The 17,325-nt window shown below is 66.6% G+C and carries 11 protein-coding genes, 1 pseudogene and 1 riboswitch; of the genes and pseudogenes, 7 read left to right on the top strand and 5 right to left on the bottom strand.

Annotated elements, in window-relative coordinates:
* Positions 1–2: 2 nt before the first annotated feature.
* A complete protein-coding gene (locus tag N5J73_RS11970) occupies positions 3–965 on the bottom strand; it encodes a L,D-transpeptidase family protein (protein WP_049444704.1) in 963 nt (320 codons plus the stop codon).
* Between the two features lie 235 nt (positions 966–1,200).
* Between N5J73_RS11970 and N5J73_RS11965 the strand changes: the two genes are divergently transcribed.
* Positions 1,201–3,324 (top strand): methyl-accepting chemotaxis protein, encoded by a 2,124-nt coding sequence (locus N5J73_RS11965; protein WP_049444702.1) that lies wholly within the window; start codon positions 1,201–1,203, stop codon positions 3,322–3,324.
* Between the two features lie 151 nt (positions 3,325–3,475).
* Here the strand turns inward: N5J73_RS11965 and N5J73_RS11960 are convergent, their stop codons facing one another.
* Together N5J73_RS11960 and N5J73_RS11955 are read right to left on the bottom strand one after the other, a co-directional pair.
* The gene (locus N5J73_RS11960) at positions 3,476–3,955 is read right to left on the bottom strand and encodes a hypothetical protein (RefSeq protein WP_049444699.1); all 480 of its coding nucleotides are present in this window, start codon (positions 3,953–3,955) and stop codon (positions 3,476–3,478) included.
* A 22-nt stretch (positions 3,956–3,977) separates the two neighbouring features.
* Positions 3,978–6,067: pseudogene (locus N5J73_RS11955) on the bottom strand (catalase).
* A 115-nt stretch (positions 6,068–6,182) separates the two neighbouring features.
* Here N5J73_RS11955 and N5J73_RS11950 point away from each other — a divergent pair.
* From N5J73_RS11950 to N5J73_RS11940, 3 genes are all read left to right on the top strand, one after another.
* Entirely contained in the window at positions 6,183–6,905 is a 723-nt protein-coding gene (locus N5J73_RS11950; RefSeq protein ID WP_032127825.1) for an AraC family transcriptional regulator, read from the top strand.
* 82 nt (positions 6,906–6,987) lie between these two features.
* Entirely contained in the window at positions 6,988–8,355 is a 1,368-nt protein-coding gene (locus N5J73_RS11945) for an amino acid permease (protein ID WP_049444694.1), read from the top strand.
* Positions 8,356–8,493: 138 nt separating this feature from the next.
* Positions 8,494–8,904: a VOC family protein gene (locus tag N5J73_RS11940; protein WP_005410627.1), complete on the top strand. Its 411-nt coding sequence runs from the start codon at positions 8,494–8,496 to the stop codon at positions 8,902–8,904.
* Positions 8,905–8,995: 91 nt separating this feature from the next.
* Here the strand turns inward: N5J73_RS11940 and gcvP are convergent, their stop codons facing one another.
* A complete protein-coding gene (gene gcvP / locus N5J73_RS11935) occupies positions 8,996–11,863 on the bottom strand; it encodes an aminomethyl-transferring glycine dehydrogenase (protein ID WP_049444692.1) in 2,868 nt (955 codons plus the stop codon).
* A gap of 62 nt (positions 11,864–11,925) precedes the next feature.
* A riboswitch (glycine riboswitch) is annotated at positions 11,926–12,028 on the bottom strand.
* 299 nt (positions 12,029–12,327) lie between these two features.
* Between gcvP and N5J73_RS11930 the strand changes: the two genes are divergently transcribed.
* From N5J73_RS11930 to N5J73_RS11920, 3 genes are all read left to right on the top strand, one after another.
* Complete coding sequence (locus N5J73_RS11930; protein ID WP_049444754.1) at positions 12,328–13,554, top strand: multidrug effflux MFS transporter; 1,227 nt, start codon at positions 12,328–12,330, stop codon at positions 13,552–13,554.
* Between the two features lie 141 nt (positions 13,555–13,695).
* The gene (locus tag N5J73_RS11925; RefSeq protein ID WP_049444691.1) at positions 13,696–14,592 is read left to right on the top strand and encodes a siderophore-interacting protein; all 897 of its coding nucleotides are present in this window, start codon (positions 13,696–13,698) and stop codon (positions 14,590–14,592) included.
* A gap of 83 nt (positions 14,593–14,675) precedes the next feature.
* Positions 14,676–15,068 (top strand): hypothetical protein, encoded by a 393-nt coding sequence (locus tag N5J73_RS11920; RefSeq protein WP_049444689.1) that lies wholly within the window; start codon positions 14,676–14,678, stop codon positions 15,066–15,068.
* 127 nt (positions 15,069–15,195) lie between these two features.
* Here the strand turns inward: N5J73_RS11920 and N5J73_RS11915 are convergent, their stop codons facing one another.
* Positions 15,196–17,160: a M2 family metallopeptidase gene (locus N5J73_RS11915; RefSeq protein ID WP_049444687.1), complete on the bottom strand. Its 1,965-nt coding sequence runs from the start codon at positions 17,158–17,160 to the stop codon at positions 15,196–15,198.
* Positions 17,161–17,325 lie beyond the last annotated feature (165 nt).

Raw genomic sequence — 17,325 nt, 5'->3', positions numbered from 1 at the left:
GCTCACTCCTGCATCACCACGGGTACCGAGGTATCCACCGCATCGGCCACACGCAGCGCATCCCAGTTGGTCATGCGCACGCAGCCATGCGACTCGGTCTTGCCGACATGGCCGGGCTCGGGCGTGCCATGCAGGCCGTAGTGTGGCTTGGACAGGTCGATCCAGACCCGGCCGACCGGATTGTTCGGGCCCGGCGCCAGTGTCGCCTTCTTTTCACCTTTTCGGGCATCCCAGAACAGCTTCGGGTTGTAGTGGAACGGCGGGTCGCGGTAAACACCCAGGATCTTCCATTCGCCGATCGGCAACGGGTCGTGCTGGCTGCCGGACGACACCGGCACCTGCGCGATCAACTTGCCCTGCGCATCCAGCAGCTGCAGGGTGGAGTCGGATTTATCGACCACGATCTTCGTCGCCTTCGGCAATGCCGCCGGTGCGATGTTGGGCACCTGGATGTGGCTGCCCGCCTTGGCCAGATCAATACCCGGATTGAGCACCTTCAGCAGCTCAGGGGAAGTATGGAAGCGCTCGCCCAGTGCTTCTTCAACATTGCCGTAGCCCAGCGATTTCAGCTTGGCCTGGGCAGCGGGCCCTTTGGGAATTGCCTCGAACGGACCGGCGACATCCTCGGCGGTCAGCGTGTAACCGACCAGCGGCCCGACCGTCTCGGCCTGCAGGGCCTTCCACGTGGCGTCATCCAGTTCACCTGTTACCGTCAGCCCACGCGCCGCCTGGAAACCCGACACTGCGCGCCGCTGGTTGCTGCCCACTTCGCCGTCGATCTGGCCGGGCGAGAAATTCGCGCGATCCAGCAGCACCTGGGCGTGCAGGGCAGATCGTGGTGCGGTGTCCGGTCCTGCCTTCTCGGCAATGGGGGCAGGCAGTCCAGGCGGCGGCGCCTGCGCGAACGCAGGCGATGCCAGGAGCGACAAAGCGAGCAGGGCGGATCGGGACACAAGTAAAGGCATTGGGATCTCCAGAAGATGGCGCCACAACCTTGCCTGCAGCCCGCGCAGAGCCACCGTGAAAGCGATCTGACGCCCGCATGAGCAGCCATGCCCGTAGCAGACCGATCCCGGGCGTAGATGCCGCCGGGCCGGAGTCTCACCAAGGTGAACGGTGCCCGACGCCATCGATGAGCGGCGATCAAGATTGCCTGCCAGGCCGCCGATAAGGGCGCATCCCCCCGTTTTGGATACCCCCATGAACTACTTGAGGAACGTCAGGGTTGCCTGGCGTCTTGGGCTGGGCTTTGGCCTGTTGCTGCTGCTGGTTGCCGCTGTGGTGGCCACCGGTGCCACCGCCAGTGTCGTGCAGAAGCGCGCGATGCAGCAGGTGGTCGATGTCAGCGTGGCCAAGGTGCGCCTGTTGTCGCAGATGCTCGATGCCAACAACCAGATGATGGTGGTGCGCCGCGAAATGCTGATCCGCCAGGGCGAAGACCGTGGCAGCGACGAGAAGCGCATCGCCGACCTGGTCAAGCGCTATGAGGCCAGCTGGACTGCCTACCAGGCGTTGCCCAGCGACGCCCAGGGCAAGGCCATTGCCGAAACCATCGCGGCCAAGCGTGCCATCGCGCGTCCGCTCAACAAGCAGACCAGCGAGCTGATGGAGCAGGGCGACTATCCGGGCGCCGTCGCGCTGACCCTGGGCCCGGTGCAGGACGCGGCCAACGGCTGGAACAAGGCGTTGTCGGACGGCGTGGACTTCGAGGAAAAGGAAAGCCGCAAGGCTGCTGCCGAAGCGATCCGCCTGGGCGAGCGCAGCCTGTTGCAGCTGCTGGTGTTGGGCGGCGTCGCGCTGCTGGCGGGCATCGCCGCCTCGGTGATGATCGGCCGCAGCCTGACCGGCCCGCTGGCGCGCGCGGTGAATCTGGCCGAGCGGCTGTCCAAGGGCCAGCTGGACCAGGAGTTCCGCCTCGGTGGCCGCGACGAGCTGACCCAGCTGGGCGAGGCCATGGCCAGCGTCCGCCAGAGCGTGCAGGCGGCGATCGGCGCGCAGCTGCAGATGGCCGAACAGCACGAAGCCGGCGCAATCCGTTATCGCATGGATGCCAGTGCCTTCCCCGGCGATTTCGGCCGCATGGTGCAGGCCACCAACAGCCTGGTCGAATCGCACGTGCAGGTGGAACTGCTGATGGCTGAAGTGATGCAGCGTTACGCCATCGGTGACCTCAGCCGCGACCTGCCGGACTACCCGGGCGAAAAGGGCACGTTGACCCGCACCCTGGCGGCGGTGAAGCAGAGCCTGATGGCGATCAACGCGCAGATCGATGAGCTGGCCCGCGCTGCACGCGCCGGTGACTTCACCATGCGCGGCGACGCCGCCGCGTTCCAGTACCAGTTCAAGGCGATGGTCGAGCACCTCAACGGCATGATGGCCAGTTCGCAGGCCAGCATCGCCGATGTTTCCGACGTGCTGCGCGCGATCTCGCACGGCGACCTGACCGCACGCATGGATGGCGAGTACGACGGCGTGTTCGCGCGCATGCGCGACGACGCCAACACCACCACCGCCCAGCTGACCGGCATCGTGCGTGGCATCCAGGTAGCCGCCGACAGCATCAACAACGCGGCGCAGGAACTGGCGGCCGGCAACAACGACCTGTCGCGCCGTACCGAGCAGCAGGCGGCCAATCTGGAAGAAGCCGCCGCATCGATGGAGGAACTGACCTCCACCGTGCGTCAGAACGCCGAGCTGGCGCGCCAGGCTGACAGTGAAGCGCATGCCGCCGGTGCCGCCGTGCGCGAGACCGAACAGGCGATGGCACAGATGGCGTCGGTCATGGGTGAGATCGATCAGTCCTCGGCACGCATCTCGGAAATCTCCACGGTGATCGACGGCATCGCGTTCCAGACCAACATCCTGGCGCTGAATGCTGCGGTGGAAGCCGCACGTGCAGGCGAGCAGGGGCGCGGTTTCGCCGTGGTCGCCAGCGAGGTACGCACGCTCGCACAGCGTGCCGGTGTCGCCGCCAAGGAGATCAAGGAGCTGATCGAAGACGCTGCTGCCAAGGTGAAGAGTGGCCTGGCGGTGACCGTTGAATCGGAAGCGGCGATCGCGCGCGTGGCCCAGGCCAGTTCGCGCACCACTCAGCTGATGAGCGACATCGCAGCGGCCAGCAAGGAACAGGCCGCCGGCATCGAGCAGGTCAACCAGGTGGTGGTGCAGATGGACCAAGTGACCCAGCAGAACGCCGCCCTGGTGGAAGAAGCCACCGCGGCCAGCCGCGCGCTGGAAGAGCAGGCGCATGCGCTGACCACGTCGGTGTCGGTGTTCAAGGTGGAAGGTGCATCGGTTCCGGCTGTGCCGCGTCGCGCAGCCTGACCCAAGCCACGAACGTTGCTGCACGAATGCGGCCGCGCTCAGCGGCTGCATTTCGCTGGAAGGGCTGCGTCCATGACTGCAAGCACGCACTCGTGCAGCGACAACCGAAGTTGCCGCGTGGATGAGGACGCTGTCGCCCTGATCGAAGGGCTCAGCCGCGCGCGCGGGTACGCGCGGCTTTCTTGGCCGCCACCTTGCGCACTGCCTTCTTCGCCGCACGGGTCTTCGCCGCCTTCTTCGCTGCAGCACTACGCGAGGCGGCCGTACCGGCCTTCTTGACCGCTGTCTTCTTTGCGGCTGTCTTGCGGGCCGGTGCCTTCTTTGCCGCCGCCTTCCTGGCTGTCGCCTTCTTCGCAGGTGCTTTTTTCGCTGCCGTTGTCTTGGTTGTGGCCTTCTTTGTGGGCGACTTCCTGGCAGGCGCCTTCTTGGCAGCCTTCTTGCTGGTCGCCTTCTTGGTGCCCTTGCGTGCGCTGCCGGCGCGCTTACCGCCGCCGTCCTGCTTGTTCACGGTGGCCCAGGCAATGCGTTCGGCCGTTCCTTCGCTGGCGCCGCGATCACGCTCGCTTTCCTCGATGTGCTCGGCCTGTCGCTTCTGTTTCTCGGTATATGCGGATTTGTCACCACGGGGCATGACAGTTCTCCTGTTGTTGTAGTCAGGCCAGCAGGCGCAGCTTGGGTTCACGCGCCCATTGGCGGGTGGCGGCGACTGCCAGGAAGGCCTTGGCGTCTTCCGCTTCGACGATGCCGGCATCGTTGCCGACCCGTGCCGTCTTCAGCAGCGCCTGACCACCGGCATCGCTGGCGATGGCCTTCAGGTGCGCCCACGCCTGGCTGACGAATTCGACGGCTGCACTCTCTTTCGACAAGGCCTTCGCGGCTTCAAGGCTGAGCACCACGGCGACCGCATCGAATACGGCCGACGGGGTGCCCGCCAGCTGCCCATCCGCCGCCTGCAGCGCGCCATCGCTGAGCGTGGCACCCCCCACTTTGGGGGCGACCAGCTTCACGTCTGCACCTGCTTTCCTGGCTGCCTTGCTCAGGTTGGCAATGATGCGGGCGTCGGAGCCTTCATCGAACAGGATGCCGATGCAGCGACCCTGCAGGGTGGGCTTGTTACGCCCGATCACGCGCACCTCGGGAGCGGGCGGCATGTCCCGCACCGGGGTAGCGGTTGGCGCGGGGTCGGGCAGTGCGGGCAGGGCCAGACCATCGGCCACGCGCTGCGCCAGTGAGTCATCGATGTTGCGCAGGTGGCTGACGGTGCGTACCCGCACCTTCAGCGTTTCCACCTTGGACAACTCGAACACCAGCGCCGAGGCAAGGTGCGCCTGCTCCGCTTTTCAAGGCTGCGGAAGAACATGCGGGCCTGGCTGTAGTGGTCGGCAAAACTCTCCGCACGGGTGCGGCCCTTGCGGCCGTCGTCGGCACTGGCGTGACTGCGGAAGCCGCTGGGTGCCTCGCGCGGTGTGTCTTCCTGCAGCGAACTGGGGTCGTAGGCCACCCGGCCCTTGGGGACCTGCATCTGCATATGCCCGTCGCGCTGGTGATTGGCAAACGGGCACTTGGGTGCATTCACCGGGATCTGGTGGAAGTTGGGGCCGCCGAGGCGCAGCAGCTGTGTATCCAGGTAGGAGAACAGGCGCCCCTGCAGCAGCGGGTCGTTGCTGAAGTCGATACCCGGTGGCACGTTGGCCGGGCAGAAGGCCACCTGCTCCGTTTCGGCGAAGAAGTTATCCGGCCAGCGGTCCAGCACCATGCGCCCGATGACCTGCAACGGTACCAGCGATTCGGGAATGATCTTGGTCGGGTCCAGGTGATCGAACGGGAACGCGTCAGCCTCATCTTCGGTGAACAGCTGCACCGCCAGTTCCCATTCGGGGAAATCGCCGCGCTGGATCGCCTCGAACAGGTCACGGCGATGGAAGTCGTTGTCGGCCGACTGCAGCTTCAGCGCTTCGTCCCAGACCGTTGACTGGATACCCAGCTTCGGCCGCCAGTGGAACTTGACGAAGGTCGATTCGCCCGCCTCGTTCAGCAGGCGGAAACTGTGCACGCCGAAGCCTTCGATCATGCGCAGCGAGCGCGGGATGGCGCGGTCACTCATTGCCCACATGATCATGTGCATTGATTCGGGCATGAGCGAAATGAAGTCCCAGAACGTGTCGTGGGCCGACGCGGCCTGCGGAAAGGCGCGGTCCGGTTCCATCTTCACCGCGTGCACCAGGTCCGGGAACTTCATCGCGTCCTGGATGAAGAATACCGGGATGTTGTTGCCGACCAGGTCCCAGTTGCCCTCCTTGGTATAGAACTTGACCGCAAAGCCGCGCACGTCGCGCGGGGTGTCCACCGAGCCTGCGCCACCGGCTACCGTCGAGAAGCGGGTGAACACGGGTGTCTTCACGCCTACCTCGGTCAGGACGCGAGCGCGGGTGTGCGCCTTCAGCGATCGGGTCAGCTCGAAGTAGCCATGTGCTGCGCTGCCACGTGCGTGCACGATGCGCTCGGGAATGCGTTCGTGATCGAAGTGGGTGATCTTCTCGCGGAGGATGAAGTCCTCCAGCAGCGTCGGCCCCCGAGGTCCCTGCCGCAGGGAGTTCTGGTTGTCCGCCACCGGGATGCCCTGGTCGGTGGTCATCGCCGGATGGCTGCCCCCAGCCTGCTGGTGGAGTTCATCGCCATCGCCCCGGCGGTGGTTTTCGGCAGGGGTGGTTGCGCGCTTGCCGGTCGGCTTGCTGGCGGCCATTGACGTTGGCTCCGGATCATCAAAAAGGAACCACGACACTGGAACCAGCCCCGTTAAACCCAGGTCCGGCAAAGGTGAACGTACAGGCAAAAGCGGGCTCGGGTATGCTTGCGGCATGCGAGTCGAGCCTGCCGACATCGAAGCCCTGTTCGACGCCATCCCGGATGTGCTGTTCTTCATCAAGGACCTTCAGGGGCGTTACACCCACGTCAACCAGACCATGCTGCGGCGGCTGGGCCTGCGCGCCCGCAAGGACGTGATCGGGCGTACCGCGGCGGAGATCTACCCGACCGGGCTGAGCGCCGACTACGTCGATCAGGACGCCCGCGTGCTGTCCGGTGAGGTGATCGAGAACCTGATGGAGCTGCACCTGTTCGCCAACCGCGAACCGGGCTGGTGCCTGACCTGCAAGCGCCCACTGGTGGTCGATGGGGCCATCGAGGGGCTGATCGGCATTTCCCGCGACCTTGGCCAGAAGGACAGCCTGGGCACCCAGTACGAGCAGTTGCGGCTGGCCCTGGCCCACCTCAATGCGCACTACGCCGAGAACGTGCGCATGCAGACCCTGCTGGACATCACCGGCTTCTCGCTGTCCAAGCTGGAGCGCAGTTTCCGCAAGGTGTTCCAGATGACCCCGCAGCAGGTGCTGACCCGGCTGCGGATCCAGATGGCCATGCACCTGCTGCATGGCGACGACAGCATCGCCTGCATCGGCCAGGCCTGCGGTTTCAGCGACCAGAGCGCCTTCACCCGCAAGTTCAAGGCTGAAACCGGTTTCTCGCCGCGTGCCTATCGTGCCCGTATCGGTGGCAACGTCGGCGAGCCGGCGCTGGCCTGAGCCGCCTGCTGCGCTGTGCCTATCCCCGCGGGCATGGGACAGGGTAAGGTGTCGCCCCTGTAGCCCGCCGCCAGCCCTGCCGATGCCCAACTCGATTCCGACTGCTTCGCCGTCCCGCCTCGGACATTCGCTCAAGCCCCGCCAGCTGATCATGATGGGCCTGGGCAGCGCCATCGGCGCCGGCCTGTTCCTCGGCTCGGGCGTGGGTGTGCAGGCGGCCGGTCCGGCGGTGCTGGTGTCGTACCTGGTGGCCGGTGCGCTGGTGATCATCGTGATGAACGCACTGGGCGAGATGGCGGCGGCCAAACCGACCAGCGGCGCGTTCTCGGTGTATGCGGCCGACGCCATGGGCGCCACCGCCGGTGCCACCGTAGGCTGGCTGTGGTGGGTGCAGCTGGTGATCGTGATCGCCGCCGAAGCGGTAGGCGCGGCCGGGCTGTTGGCCACGGTCTGGCCTGCGGTGCCGGTGCCGATGGCAGCGTTGGCCTTCATGCTGTTCTTCACCGCGATCAACCTGCTTGGGGTGAAGAACTTCGGCGAGTTCGAATTCTGGTTCGCCATCCTTAAAGTGGCGGCGATCCTGGCGTTCATCGCCATCGGTGTGGCGCTGCTGATGGGTTGGCTCCCGCAGGTGACCTCGCCGGGGCTGAGCAACTTCACCGAGCATGGTGGCTTCGCCCCGAAGGGCCTGGCGGGTATTGGCGCTGCGCTGCTGGTTGTCGTTTTTGCCTTCGGTGGCACCGAGATCGTGGCCGTTGCGGCGGCGGAGACCGAAGACCCGGAACGCAGCATCGCCCGTGCCATCCGCACCGTGGCGTGGCGTATCCTGGTGTTCTACATCGGCTCGCTGAGCGTGATCATCGCCGTGGTGCCGTGGACCAGCGAAGCGCTGAAGTCGCCATTCGCCGCCGTGCTGGACATCGCGCGCATTCCGGGCGCCGGCACCGCCATCACCCTGATCGCGGTAATCGCGCTGCTGTCGGCGCTCAATGCCAACCTCTACGGCGCCTCACGCATGATGTATTCGCTGGCGCAGCGACGTGAAGCCCCGGCCGTGCTGGGCTGGACCGATCCGCGCCAGGTACCGGTGATCGCCGTGCTGGCCAGCGTCCTGTTCGGTTTCGCTGCCACCGTGATGGAACTGCTGTTCCCGGACCGGGTGCTGCCGGTGCTGCTGAACATCGTCGGTTCCACCTGCCTGCTGGTGTGGACGCTGTCGCTGGTCTCGCAGCTGGTACTGCGCCGCCGCGCGGATCGCCTGGGCACCCGCCTGCCGTTCCGCATGGCGGGCTTCCCGTGGCTGACCTGCTGCGCGCTGGGCATCCTGGCGCTGATCTTCGGCCTGCTGCTGAGCGAGTCGCACACCCGCCTGCAGTTCCTGTCGATGGTGGCGCTGACGGCCACTATCGCCGCCAGCAGCGCCATCGCAAGGCGCATGCGCGAGGCGTAATTCTGTAGAGCCGACCCTACGGTCGGCTGCTGTTTGCGCGGTCGCCAGCCGAGCATGGGCTCGGCTCTACAACAGGCACACACTCCGCGTGGCACTGTGCAGGCAGGCCGTCATCGGCCCGTCGACCAGGAGTACCGCATGCTGCGCAGTCGCCCTTTCCTGATGTTCACCGGCCAGGCCGAAGCCGCGCTGGCCCTGTACGCCGAGGCCTTCGCCGATTTCCGCCTGCTGGCAATGCAGCGCCATCCGGATGGCGCCGGTGCCGGCGTGCCCGGGCAGGTCCGCCAGGCCATCTTCCTGCTGGGTGGCACCCACTACCTGTGCTTCGACAGCCTGGACGTGCACGACTTCACCTTCAGCCCGTCGATCTCGCTGTTCGTGGAGTGTTCCGGCGCCGAACAGTTCGAGCGTGCCGCGCGTGTGCTGGGCGAGGGCGGCCACTGGCTGATGCCGGTGGGCGACTACGACTTCAGCAACCGCTACGGCTGGGTGCAGGATCGCTTCGGGGTGTCGTGGCAGTTGAGCCTGGGGCAGATGCCGGACCCGTGACCGGATTGTTGTGGGTGTGGCCTTGGTCCGCACACCCTCATGAAAACGGCCCGCTTGCGCGGGCCGTTCTCTTTACCGATGCAGCGAGGAATCAAGCCTCGACTTCATCATCCTTGTAGGCATCGACCGGGATGCAGGCGCACATCACGTTCTTGTCGCCGTACACGTTGTCGACACGCGCCACCGGCGGCCAGTACTTGCTCTGCTTCAGGCTGGCCAGCGGGAAGGCGGCCAGTTCACGCGGGTAGGCGTGGGTCCACTCGCTGGCGGTCACCGCAGTGGCGGTATGCGGCGCGTTCTTCAGCGGGTTGTCCTCGCGGTCCAGGCGCCCGTCTTCGATCGCGGTGATCTCCTCGCGGATCTGGATCATCGCGTCGATGAAGCGATCCAGCTCGTGCAGCGATTCGCTCTCGGTCGGTTCGACCATCAGCGTGCCGGCCACCGGGAAGCTCAGGGTCGGGGCATGGAAGCCGAAGTCGATCAGGCGCTTGGCCACGTCCTCGGCGCCGATGCCGCTGGTCTTCTCCAGCGGGCGCACGTCGAGGATGCACTCGTGCGCCACCAGACCGTTGCGGCCGGTGTACAGGGTCTTGAAGTGCGGGGCCAGGCGCTTGGCGATGTAGTTGGCGTTGAGCTGCGCGACCTGGGTGGCCTTGCGCAGGCCGTCGCGGCCCATCATCGCGATGTACATCCAGCTGATCGGCAGGATCGAGGCGCTGCCGAAGCTGGCCGCGCTGACCATGCCGACCGGGCCGTTGTCCCCCAGCTTGCCCGGCAGGAACGGCGCCAGGTGCTCCTTGACCGCGCACGGACCGACGCCCGGGCCGCCACCGCCGTGCGGGATGCAGAAGGTCTTGTGCAGGTTCAGGTGCGAAACGTCCGAACCCCACTTGCCCGGCTTGGCCACGCCGACCAGGGCGTTCATGTTGGCGCCGTCGGTGTACACCTGGCCACCGTGCTTGTGGATGATCTCGCAGATCTCGACCACCTCTTCCTCGAACACGCCGTGCGTGGACGGGTAGGTCATCATGATCGCGGCCAGGCGATCGCTGTACTTCTCGGCGTTGAGGCGGATGTCCTCGACGTCGACGTTGCCGTTGGCATCGGTCTTGGTCACCACCACCCTCATGCCGCACATCTGTGCCGAGGCCGGGTTGGTGCCGTGCGCCGAGTCCGGGATCAGGCAGATGTCGCGATGATCTTCGCCGCGCGAACGATGGTAGGCACGGATCGCCAGCAGGCCGGCGTACTCGCCCTGCGCGCCGGAGTTCGGCTGCAGGCTGACCGCGTCGTAGCCGGTGCATTCGACCAGCATCGCTTCCAGCGTGTCGATCAGTTCCTTGTAGCCCAGCGCCTGGTCGGCTGGCACCAGCGGGTGGATCTGCGAGAACTCCGGCCAGGTCACCGGGATCATCTCGGCGGTGGCGTTGAGCTTCATGGTGCACGAGCCCAGCGGGATCATCGTGCGGTCCATCGCCAGGTCCTTGTCGGCCAGCGAGCGCAGGTAGCGCAGCAGCTCGTGCTCGCTGTGGTGGGTGTTGAACACGGGGTGGGTGAGGAACGCGGACTGGCGCAGCAGGCCGGCCGGCAGCGCGTCGGCGGTGCTTGCATCCAGCGCGTCGACGTCGGCCTGCGCGCCGAACACGGCAGCCAGCGCGACCACGTCGGCGCGGGTGGCGGTCTCGTCCAGGCTGATGCCGACCGAGTCGCTGTCGATCGCGCGCAGGTTGTAACCGGCGGCGCGCGCCTTGGCATGGATTTCATCGGCATGCACGCCGGTGACGTGCAGGGTGTCGAAGAAGTCGCCACCGACCTGCACGCCGGCGTTGCGCAGCGCGGCGGCCAGGATCGAGGCCAGGCGGTGGGTGCGGCGGGCGATGCGGGTCAGGCCTTCCGGGCCGTGGTACACGGCGTACATCGAGGCCATCACGGCCAGCAGTACCTGCGCGGTACAGATGTTGGAGGTGGCCTTCTCGCGGCGGATGTGCTGCTCGCGGGTCTGCAGGGTGAGGCGGTAGGCCGGGTTGCCCTGGGCGTCGATCGAGACGCCGATCAGGCGGCCCGGCATCGAGCGCTTGTAGGCGTCACGGCAGGCCATGAAGGCCGCGTGCGGGCCGCCGAAGCCGAACGGCACGCCGAAACGCTGGCTGTTGCCGACCACGATGTCCGCGCCCCATTCGCCTGGGGCGGCCAGCAGGGTCAGTGCCAGCAGGTCGGTGGCCACGGCCACCAGGCCGCCACGTGCGTGCACGGCATCGACCAGTGCCCTGTAGTCGCCCACCTGGCCAAAGGTATCCGGGTACTGCAGCAGCAGGCCGAAGGCTTCCGCTTCCAGTGCTTCAGCCGGGGTGCCGACGCGCAGCACGATGCCCATGGGCTCGGCGCGCGTGCGCAGCAGCTCCAGGGTCTGCGGGTGCACGGCGTCGTGCACGAAGAAGGTGTCCGATTTCGACTTGGCCGAACGCTTGGCCAGGGTCATCGCTTCAGCGGCGGCAGTGGCTTCGTCCAGCAGCGAGGCGTTGGCGATTTCCATGCCGGTCAGGTCGGCGCACAGGGTCTGGAAGTTGATCAGCGCTTCCATGCGGCCCTGCGAGATTTCCGCCTGGTACGGCGTGTAGGCGGTGTACCAGGCCGGGTTTTCCAGGATGTTGCGCAGGATCACGTTCGGCGTGTGGGTGCCGTAGTAGCCCTGGCCGATGAAACTGCGCAGCACGGTGTTCTTGTCGGCGATTGCACGGATCTTCGCCAGCGCCTGTACTTCGGTCATAGACTCCGGCAGCGCCAGCGGCGCCGGCGACTTGATCTTGGCCGGTACGATGGCATCGGTCATGCCATCCAGCGACGCGTGGCCGACGACATCGAGCATCTGCGCGATCTCGGCGTCGTTGGGGCCGATGTGGCGCTCGACGAACGCGTTGTGGTGCTCGAGCTCACGCAGGGAAGGGGTGTTCTGGGACATGGCGAAGGATCCGTCAGGAAAGGGCACACGCACGGGCACAAGCCGCCGGTCGGCGGTCTGCGGGGCGCCCCTCTGTCCTTTTGCCTGAGAGTTTAAAAGTGCGGCGGACCGCAGCTTCGTGCCCCTTCGGCGCCGGATCGAACCGGTCTCTCCAGAGTTCTGTTACGGGTGGTATCGGGCCTGAGCGATTACGGGCGTTGCGCCTTCGGCAGCGGTGTTCCGCTTCTCCCACCGTGTTGCCTGCTGATTATAGCCCGTTGCGGGCCCGCCGGCCGCCTCCAGCCATGGCCGCCGCGCCTGAATGGACGGTGGCCCGGCCGTGCGTTTTGTGCAGTGCTGCATGGCATCGCGCGCAATCCCCACCTATCATGGGCGGATACCCGAATTCATCTGGCGCCGTCCCTGCAGAAGGGGACCGGCGCCCGCCGTGCGTGCCGCGCATGGCCCTGCCGGACGCCTTCCCCATGACCGCCGCTGTTGCTCCTTCCACCCGCCGCATGGCCCTGCTGCTCGCTGGCCTGGCCATGTTCGGTCCGTTCTCGATCGACACCATCTTCCCGGCGTTCCCGCAGCTGGCCCAGCGCCTGGCGGTGGACGAGGTGGCGGTGCAGCAGACCATCAGCGTGTACCTGCTGTTCTACGGCCTGATGAGTCTGGCGCACGGTCCGCTGTCCGATGCCTGGGGCCGCAAGCGGGTGATCCTCGGCGGCCTGGTGGTGTTCGTCGGCGCCTCGGTCGGCTGCGCGCTGTCCACCGACCTGACCACGCTGCTGGCGTTCCGTGCGGTGCAGGGCCTGTCGGCGGGTGTCGGCATGATCGTCGGCCGCGCGGTGATCCGCGATCTCTACCACGGTCACGACGCGCAGCGCCTGATGAGCCAAGTGTCGATGCTGTTCGGCATCGCCCCGGCCATCGCACCGATCATCGGTGGCTGGATCCTGCTCAGCGGCGCCGGCTGGCCGCTGATTTTCTGGTTCCTGGTGGTGTTCGCGCTGGTCCTGCTCGCAGCCACCGCGCGCTATCTGCCGGAGACCCATCCGGTCGAAGCACGCGTGCCGTTGTCGCCGCGCACGTTGATGCGTGATTACGTGCGCATCGGCTTCAACCCGCGTTTCCTGCGTCTGGCGCTGGCCGGCAGCATCGGCTTCGGTGGAATCTTCCTGTACATCTCCTCGGCGCCGGTGTTCGTGATGCAGCACCTGCATCTGGGCGAGGGCGGCTTCGCCTGGCTGTTCATTCCCACCATCGGCGGCATGACCACCGGCTCGTTCCTGTCCGGGCGCATGGCCGGCCACACCACGCCGACGCGGCAGGTCGCCATCGGTTTCGGCCTGTGTGCGCTGTCGGTGCTGCTGAATGTCGGCTATGTGGCGCTGTCGCCGCAGTTCGTGCTGCCGTGGGCGGTGCTGCCGATCTTCCTGGGCGGCATGGGCATGGCACTGATCTTCCCGATCCTGGCGCTGGCGGTGCTGGACATGTACCCGCACCAGCGCGGCCTGGCCTCGTCGCTGCAGGCCTTCGTGCAGCTGATGATCAGCACGGTGGTGGCCGGCGTGGTGTCGCCGCTGCTGAGCGCGAGCCCGCTGCACCTGGCGCTGGGCCAGGCTGCGTTCTTCGGCGCCGGCTTCGTGTTCTGGTACTGGGAACACCAGCGTGAACGCGCGGCGCAGGCGGCCTGCACGGGCCATTGAGCAGCGCGCAGGGGTAGAGCCGGCCGCAATGCCCGCAACGCTTGCGACGAGGAACGACCGGACTAGGCTGGGCACTCCAGCCAGCCGGTGCGTGGATGCACGACAGCCAGCCAATCCGATGCCGTTGCATGAGGTTTCCCCATGGCTGCGCAGCAGACCTACCGCCTGTTCGAGGTGGCGCTGAAGGAGCGCCGCGTTCTTTCCCCTTCCCTGGACCGCATGGTGTTCACCGGTGCCGACGTGGCGCGGATGAAGACTGAAGGCCCGGACCAGCGCATCAAGGTGTTCTTCCCCTTGCCCGGCCAGGAGGTGCCGCAGGTCCCCAGCGGTGACGACTGGTACCCACGCTACCGGGCCCTGCCGGACGACCAGCGCCCGCCGATGCGTACCTACACCATCCGCCAGTTGCGGGCCGAGCAGGGCGAGGTCGACGTCGATTTCGTGCTGCATGGCGAGACCGGGCCGGCCTCGCGCTGGGCCATCCACGCGCGGCCGGGCGACCGCGTCGTGCTGCTGGCGCCTGACGCCGATTGTTCCGGGAGCAGCGAGGGCTGGGAGTGGAAGCCACCGGCCGGTGTCGGCCAGGTGCTGCTGGTGGCCGATGAAACCGCGTTGCCTGCGGTGGCCGGCATCCTTGAGGAACTGTCAGCCATGGTCGACCCACCGCGCACGCTGGCGCTGCTGGAGGTGGCGCAGGCCGGTGATGCGGTGCACCTGAAGGCGCCCTCCAGCGCCGAGCTGGTCTGGCTGCCGCGCGGGCAGGCCGCCCACGGGCAGCGGTTGCTGCAGGCAGCCCAGGCGCGGTTGGCAGCGGCCTCGGGCGTGGCTGCCGGCGATGCGCTGGAGGAGATCGACGTCGATACGCAGATCCTCTGGGAACAGGCCGATACCCGCGTGGCCGGGCCGCTGTATGCCTGGGTGGCGGGCGAAGCGGGGGCGGTGATGGCGATCCGCCGCCACCTGGTGCGCGATTGCGGGCTGGACCGCCGCGCGATCACCTTCATGGGCTACTGGCGGCAGGGCAAGGTGCTGGACTGACCGGACTGGATCGAGCACGCGTGAAGCAGCGCTGCGGGCGGGGTGCGCTATCCTTGCGCCCCCCTTCGCAGCGGTACCGCACCATGTCCACCAGCTCCAAGACCCGCCGCGACCAGCGCCGTCGCCAGGAAAAGCAGGCCGCCAACAAGGCCGCTGCGCAGGCTTCGCCGGTGGAACCGCATGCCGAACTGCGCGACGCGCAGCGCACCCTGCTGGCTGGTGTCGTGCGCCGCGACGGCGAATGGGTGCTGGGCATGGACGGCCGCATCGCGGGCCACAGCGAGAGCGCTGCGCAGGTGCTGGCGCTGATCATGCAGGCCGGTGAGCTGCACGAACGCAAGGGCACGCCGGTGCGCCTGATGTACTCCGATGCACTGCGTGATGCCGCACAGGCCGAAGCAAAGGAGAAGGGCCAGACCTTCGAGGAGTTCAAGGCCGAGCTGGCCTCGGCGATGGCGGCGAAGAAGAACAGCTGATCGCGCCCAATATGTAGAGCCGAGCCATGCTCGGCTTGCCGTACGCAGCACGGTGGAAATGCAGCCGAGCATGGCTCGGCTCTACAACAAGGAGAAGGGGCGGATCCTCGCGGACCCGCCCCTTTTCTCATTTCGCCGCCGGGGCCGCGTTGGCCTGCCAGCCGCACATCTGGCCTTCGTTCTGCTGCTTCAGCCACTCGTTGACCGGCGTGAAGTACTCGATCATCGGGCCGGCATCGAGCTTGTCGGTGCCGGTCAGCTCCTTCAGCGTGGCCTGCCACGGCTGGCTGGCACCCTTGCTCAGCATCGCCCAGTACTTCTGGCCGGCTTCCTTGTTGCCGTAGAAGGTGCACTCATGCAGCGGGCCCTTGTAGCCGGAGGCATCGCACAGGCCCTTGTAGAACTGGAACTGCAGGATGCGCGCCAGGAAGTAGCGGGTGTACGGGGTGTTGCCCGGCACGTGGTACTTCGCGCCCGGATCGAAGAACTCTTCACCACGGGTGCTGGCCGGGGCTACGCCCTGGTACTTGGCCTTCAGGTCCCACCACGCCTTGTTGTAGTTGTCGGCGGTGATCGAGCCATCGAACACGCCCCAGCGCCAGCGGTCGATCATCAGCCCGAACGGCAGGAACGACACGCCCGACAGCGCCATGCGCATCTGGTTGTTGATGACTGCTTCGCGGCTTTCGGTCGGCGCATCGACCAGGCCGATCGAGCTGAGGTACTTGGGCGTCATCGCCAGCACGATGGTGTCGCCGATCGCTTCATGGAAGCCATCGTTGGCACCCCCCTGGAACAGCGGCGGCAGCGGGTTGTAGGCCAGGTCGTAATAGATGTGGCCCAGCTCGTGGTAGATGGTGGTGAAGTTTTCTTCGTTCGGCTTGATGCACATCTTGGTGCGCACGTCGCCTTCCATGTTCATGTCCCAGGCGCTGGCGTGGCAGACCACGTCGCGGTCGTCAGGCTTGATGAACTGGGTTTTTTCCCAATACGACTGCGGCAGCGACGGCATGCCCAGCGACATGTAGAAGTCCTGCGCGCGTTCGGTCATCTGCCTGGCGGTACGCAGTTCGGCCTCGCGCTGCGCCTTGTACTGGGCGGCGACGTTGGCGTCCTTGCCGGCCTTGGCCAGCGCCGCGCTCAGGTTGGTCTGGTACTGCTTTTCCAGCGCCGCGGTGATGTCCAGGCTGCCGGCGCCCGGATACGGTTCCAGCTGGTCCCACAGATTCGACCAGTCCTGCTGCCACATGTTGCCCAGCAGGTGCGCGGCGATCAGGCCGTTGCCCACTTCGGCCTTGTCCTTGCCGTAGGTCTTGTCCAGCTTGCCGCGTGCGTAACAGTGCAGCTGCTCGTACATCGGCTTGACCTGTTCCCACAGGCGGTCGGTTTCCGGGCCGATCTGCTCCGGCGGCATGTCGTAGCCGCTGCGCCACATCTGGCCGGCATCGGTGAAGCCCATGCCCTTGGCGCCTTCGTTCACCAGGCCGACGAACTTCTGGTAGTCGCCGCGCATGCTCTTGGTGGTGCTGTGCCAGCCCTGCCAGGCATCGAGCTGCTTGTCGTAATCGCGGCTGCGCGCCAGTACCTGTTCCAGCTCGCCCAGCTGGCGGCAGGAGTTGGGATCATTGGCGTCGGTGCAGTACTTGCCGGCGCCGTAGCTGCCTTCCATGCGGGTGGCGATCTGGGTCAGCTCGGCCAGCTTGGCCGGGTCGCGCGGTGCCGGCATCGATGACATCAGCTTCAGCAGGTGGATCGCGCGCTTGCTGTCCTCGCTCATCGGCTTGCCGTCGAACTTGGCGGCCTGTTCGATCCAGCTGTTGAGCTGGGTCAACGAGCGTTCGTTGGCTTTGGCTGCGATACGTTCGGAATCACTGTTGATGTAGGTGGAGGACAGCCACTGCGCTGACGTCATCTCCGGGTAGGCGGCCTTGAATTCGGCATTGATGCGGGCCACGAACTGGTCGGCGGTTTCGCCGGCCGGGGCGCTGCTGCTGGCGGTATCGGTGCCTGGCGCAGCTTCCTTCTTGCAGGCGGCCAGGGCCAGCGTGGCGACGGCGATTGCCGAGGCCAGCAGGAGATGACGGTGTTTCACGGGCGGTCCTTGGGTGGTGAACGACGGCCGAAGGCTAGTGGGCCGTCGCCGCCACCGCAAGTGGCGGAAGTCGGCCGGGCGGCGCCCGGCACCCGCAGAGGCCTTCAAGCAAGGGCAAAGGCAGAAGCAACAGCGGACTATCCGTGGTTTGGCGGGGCGGTGTCG

The organism is Stenotrophomonas sp. GD03654 (assembly GCF_029845105.1).
GTDB lineage: Bacteria > Pseudomonadota > Gammaproteobacteria > Xanthomonadales > Xanthomonadaceae > Stenotrophomonas > Stenotrophomonas africana.
Note: the sequence above shows the minus strand (reverse complement) of the source record. Positions and strands in the feature narration are given on the sequence as shown.

Coding starts and splice junctions, on each gene's coding strand:
- N5J73_RS11970 (WP_049444704.1), bottom strand. CDS start 965: ATGCCTTTACTTGTGTCCCGATCCGCCCTGCTCGCTTTGTCGCTCCTG.
- N5J73_RS11965 (WP_049444702.1), top strand. CDS start 1,201: ATGAACTACTTGAGGAACGTCAGGGTTGCCTGGCGTCTTGGGCTGGGC.
- N5J73_RS11960 (WP_049444699.1), bottom strand. CDS start 3,955: ATGCCCCGTGGTGACAAATCCGCATATACCGAGAAACAGAAGCGACAG.
- N5J73_RS11950 (WP_032127825.1), top strand. CDS start 6,183: ATGCGAGTCGAGCCTGCCGACATCGAAGCCCTGTTCGACGCCATCCCG.
- N5J73_RS11945 (WP_049444694.1), top strand. CDS start 6,988: ATGCCCAACTCGATTCCGACTGCTTCGCCGTCCCGCCTCGGACATTCG.
- N5J73_RS11940 (WP_005410627.1), top strand. CDS start 8,494: ATGCTGCGCAGTCGCCCTTTCCTGATGTTCACCGGCCAGGCCGAAGCC.
- gcvP (WP_049444692.1), bottom strand. CDS start 11,863: ATGTCCCAGAACACCCCTTCCCTGCGTGAGCTCGAGCACCACAACGCG.
- N5J73_RS11930 (WP_049444754.1), top strand. CDS start 12,328: ATGACCGCCGCTGTTGCTCCTTCCACCCGCCGCATGGCCCTGCTGCTC.
- N5J73_RS11925 (WP_049444691.1), top strand. CDS start 13,696: ATGGCTGCGCAGCAGACCTACCGCCTGTTCGAGGTGGCGCTGAAGGAG.
- N5J73_RS11920 (WP_049444689.1), top strand. CDS start 14,676: ATGTCCACCAGCTCCAAGACCCGCCGCGACCAGCGCCGTCGCCAGGAA.